Consider the following 4,705-nt stretch of genomic DNA (forward strand, 5'->3'; position numbering starts at 1 on the left):
CGCCGGGCGGCGGCGAGGCCGCGGCGGCCGACCGGGTGCACCTGGTCCCCGTCACGGCCCGGACCGCGGACGCGCTGGCCGACACCTGCCGCGCGCTGTCCAACCACGTCGAACGCGACCCGGCCCTGCGGGTCTCCGACCTCGCCTACACCCTCGCCGCCCGGCGCACCCACCACGCCCACCGGATCGCCCTGTTCGCCCGCGACCGGCAGGACGTCCTGGACGGGCTCGCCCGGATCGCCGACGGCCGGCCGCACCCCGACGCCGTCACCGGCACGGTCTCCGGCACCGCCGACCGGCGGGTGGCGCTGGTGTTCTCCGGCACCGGCACCCACTGGGCCGGCATGGGCCGCGAACTGCTGCGCTCGCACGCCGGCTTCCGGCGGTGGATGCACGCCTGCGACGACGCCGTGCGCGCGGCCGGCGGCGGCTCGGTGCTCGACCGGCTCACCGCCCCGGACGGGCAGGCCCGGTACGAGGAGCTGGACGTCCAGCAGCCGGTGCTGTTCGCCCTCCAGGTCTCGCTGGCGAAGGTCTGGCTCGGACTCGGCGTCGAGCCGGCCGCCGTGGTCGGGCACAGCCTGGGCGAGGTCGCGGCCGCCTGCGTGGCCGGCGCGCTGTCCCTGGAGGACGCCGCCAAGGTCGTGGTCGCCCGCTCGCAGCTGCTCGAACACGAGGCCGCCGCGGGCGCGATGCTCTCGGTCGACCTGCCGGAGCCGGAGCTGCTGCCCCGGCTCGCCGCCTACGCCGGGCAGGCGGCCGTCGCGGCCGTCAACAGCCCCACCAGCACGGTGGTCTCCGGCCCGCGCGAGGCCCTCGACGCCCTGGCGGCCGACCTCGGCCGGGACGGGATCACGGCCAGGAGGCTCCGGGTCGAACGGCCGATGCACAGCCCCGGCATGGACGCGCTGACCGGCCCGCTGCGTGAGCGCCTCAAGGACATCACCCCGCTGACGCCCGGCCTCGACTTCCACTCCACCGCCCTGGCCGGCGCGGTGAACCCGCCCGTCGACGCCGACTACTGGGTGCGCAACCTGCGCGACCGGGTCCGGTTCGCCGAGGCGACCGCCGCGCTCGTCGACCGGGGCGTCTCCACCTTCATCGAGATCGGCCCGCACGAGACGCTGCGCGGCGCGGTCGAGGAGACCGGACTGTCCCGAGGCGTCCGGGTGCACGCGGTCAACTCGATGCGGCGCGGGGAGAGCGACCTCCGCTGCCTGCTGGGCGCCGCCGCCGAACTGTTCGTCAGGGGCCTGCCGCTGACCTTCGACCCGCTGTTCGGCGACGACGTCGAGGTGGTGGAGACCCCGCTCGTCCAGTGGCAGAAGGAGCGCTACTGGATCGACTCCGAGCCCCGCCGCGAGCCCGCCCCGGCCACCCAGGTCGCGGCCACCGCCGTCGCCGAACCGGTCGCGGCGCAGCCCGCGCAGGCCCCGGTGGCGGAGCGGCCGGTGGCGGAGGTCGTCCTCGCCGAACTCGCCGACGCGCTGGGCGTACCGGCGGGCAGGTTCGACGCCGGCGCCGGCCTGCGCGACTTCGGCCTCGACTCGATGCTCGCGATCCGCCTCGTCAACCGGATGCAGGCCGTCCTCGGGCACCGGGTCTCGCCGGTGGTGTTCCTGGACGGGCGCTCCATCGCCGAGGTGGTCGGCCACTTCGTCGGGCTCGCCGACGGACCGGCCACTCCCGCCCCTCAGCCGCCCCAGGCGGTCCAGGCGGTCCAGGCGCCCCAGGCTTCGACGCCCACGCCCGAGCCGGCGCGGTCCTTCCTGGAGGACCTGTCCGAACTGGACGCCGAGGAGCTGCTGGAGGAGCTGGACGCGCGCGGCCTGCTGGAGGCCACCGACGCGCCGGCGTCGGAGCAGCTGCGCGCCGACGGCCTCGGCCTCGAACTGGCGCCGGCCTCGCACGGCCAGGCCTCGCTCTGGTTCATGCAGATGATCGCGCCGGACGCCGTGCCCTACAACTACATGGTGACCGCCCGGATCCGGACGGCGGTCGACGAGGACGCCCTGGAGCGCGCCGTCCTGGCCGTGCTCGACCGGCACCCCGCGCTGCGCACCCTCTACGTGGAGGCGGGCGGCCGCCCGTACCAGGTCGTCCTGGACGAGCCGGTGTACGAGTTCCTCGTGGTGGACACCGCCGACCTGGACGACGAGGAGGCCCGCGAGGAACTGGCCCGGTACGGGCACGAGCCGCTGGACATGGACAACGGTCCGCTGGTGCGGGTCGTCCTGATGCGGCGCGGTCCGTCCGACCACTTCCTGATGGTGCTGGTCCACCACATCGCCTCGGACGCGGCCTCGGCCGACATCATGATCCGCGAGCTCCAGGAGTTCTACGAGGGCGCCGACCCGGCCGACCGCACGCCGGTCGCCCCGTACACCGAGTTCGTCGAGTGGGAGCGGCAGTGGCTGGCCGGGCCGGCCGCGGAGGCGGCGCTGGACTGGTGGTCGGAGAAGCTCGCCGACCCGCCCGCCCACCTGGACCTGTCCAGCAAGGAGCGGCCGCCGGGCGTCACCTACGAGGGCCGCGACCTCGCGTTCCGCTGGAGCGCCGAGGAGACCCGCCTGCTGCGGGAGTTCGCGGTGCGCGAGGGCGTGTCGATCAGCACCGTCGTGCTGGCCGGGTTCTTCGCCACGCTCAACCGCGCGGCCGGGACGGAGGACTCGGTGCTGGCCACCGCGATCGCCCAACGGGCCGAGCCCGGCTGGGAGTCCGCGATCGGCTACTACCTCAACACCGTGCTGGTCCGGGCGAACCCCGCCGGGGACCGCAGCTTCCGCGAGCTGCTGCGCGAGGTCCACGCCTTCTCGCTCGGCCTCCTGGAGCACATGAACTACCCCCTCGACCTGCTGGCCGCCCAGCTGAAGCCGCCGCGCGCCGAGGGCCGCTCCCCGTGGTTCGACGTGGTGGTGAACTGGCTCTCCTCGGACGCCTTCCCCCGCTCCGTCAAGCTCTTCCACGGCGTCGGCGAGACCCTCTCCCCGGACGCCGCGCTGCCGCTCGAGCCGCTCCAGGTGCGCAGGCACCTCGCCAAGTTCGACCTGGAGATCTCGATGGCCGACATCGACGGCCGGGTGGCCGGCCACGTCCAGTTCAAACCGGGCTACCTGGAGAGGCAGACCGTGACGGCCCTGCTCGCGCTGTACCGCACCGTGCTCTTCGACTCGATCGCCCGACCCGACCAGGCCCTCGGCGACATCGCGCCGGCCGGCCTCCCCAAGGAGACAGAGCAGTGACCGAAACCCTGCACTCCGAGTTCATCGCCCAGGCGGTCAAGAACCCCGACGCGACCGCGGTCTACTCCGACGCCGGCGTGCTGACCTACGGCGAGCTGAACGAGCGGTCCCGCGAGCTGGCCGAGCGGCTCCTGGCCGACGGCGCGGGCCCGGGCGTCCCGGTCGGCATCTGCGTCGAGCGCACCCCCGACCTGCTCGTCGCCGTCCTGGCGGCCCTGCGCGCCGGATCCTGCTACCTGCCGCTGGACCCGAACTACCCCGCCGACCGGCTGGCCTTCATGGTCCGGGACAGCGGGACCCGGCTGCTGCTCACCACGCCCGCGTCCCGGGCCAGTTGCCCGCCCGGCCCGACCGTGGTCGTGCTCGGCGGGACCACGGCCACCGAGCCCGGCGCCGAGCCCGTGGCGGTCGTGCCCGAGGACACCGCGTACGTCATCTACACCTCGGGCTCCACCGGCACGCCCAAGGGCGTGGCCGTCCGGCACGCCGGCGCCGTGGCGATGCTCGCCGAGATGGACCGGGTCCTGGAGGGCTGCGACCTGAGCGGCGTCTCGGCGGCCAGCTCGGTCTGCTTCGACCTGTCCGTGATGGAGGTCTTCAACGCGCTGTGCCGCGGCGGCGCCGTCGTGCTCGTCGAGAGCGCCGTCCACCTGACGGAGAGCCGGTACGCGGACCGGATCACCCACCTGTCCGTCGTCCCGTCGGTCATGAACGGCCTGCTCGACGCCGGCGCCCTGCCCCCGAACGTGCGGTCGATCGTCTTCGGCGGCGAGGCGCTGCGCCGCAAGCTGGCCGACCGGGCCTACCGGGAGACGGGCGCCACCCGGGTGTTCAACGCCTACGGCCCCACCGAGGGCACCGTCTTCTGCTCGTTCGGGCTGGTGCCCGAGGACGGGACGGACGAGCCGACCATCGGCCCGCCGACCACCACCGACCTGGTCTACGTGCTCGACGACGAGCTGCGGCCGCTCCCGGCCGGCGAGTCCGGCGAGCTCTACCTCGGCGGCGTCGGCCTCGCGCACGGCTACGTCAACCGGCCCGGCACCACCGCCGAGCGGTTCGTGCCGGACCCGTTCCGCGACGGCGAGCGGATGTACCGCACCGGGGACGTCGTCAGGTTCACCGAGGACGGCGAACTCCGGTTCCTCGGCCGCTCCGACCACCAGGTCAAGCTGCGCGGCTACCGGATCGAGCTGGAGGAGGTCGAGGCCCGGCTGACCGGCTGCCCCGAGGTCCGGGAGGCCGCCGCCGCCGTCCGGGGCAACCGGCTGGTCGGCTACGTCGTCCCCGCCGGCGAGGGCGCACCGCAGGACGGCCCCCGGCTGGACCCGGCCCTGCAGGGCGCGATCACCGGCCGGCTCGCCGCCGAGGTGCCCGACTACCTGGTGCCCGCGACGCTCGTCTTCCTGCCCGCCCTCCCGCTGGGCCCGGGCGGCAAGCTCGACCGCGACGCGCTGCCCGAG

Annotated in this window: 2 protein-coding genes; both read left to right on the plus strand. The window is 74.9% G+C overall.

Annotated elements, in window-relative coordinates; all coding sequences use genetic code 11:
• Nucleotides 1-3,242: acyltransferase domain-containing protein (locus AE652_RS35565; protein ID WP_049659134.1), on the plus strand; the 3,242-nt coding region annotated here is incomplete at its 5' end.
• Nucleotides 3,239-4,705, plus strand: a 1,467-nt coding sequence (locus AE652_RS35570) for an amino acid adenylation domain-containing protein (RefSeq protein ID WP_049659135.1), incomplete at its 3' end; no start/stop codon positions are given. The genes AE652_RS35565 and AE652_RS35570, both read left to right, overlap by 4 nt.

Origin of the sequence: Kitasatospora sp. MY 5-36, from assembly GCF_001182915.1 — a bacterium.
Taxonomy (GTDB): Bacteria; Actinomycetota; Actinomycetes; order Streptomycetales; family Streptomycetaceae; genus Kitasatospora.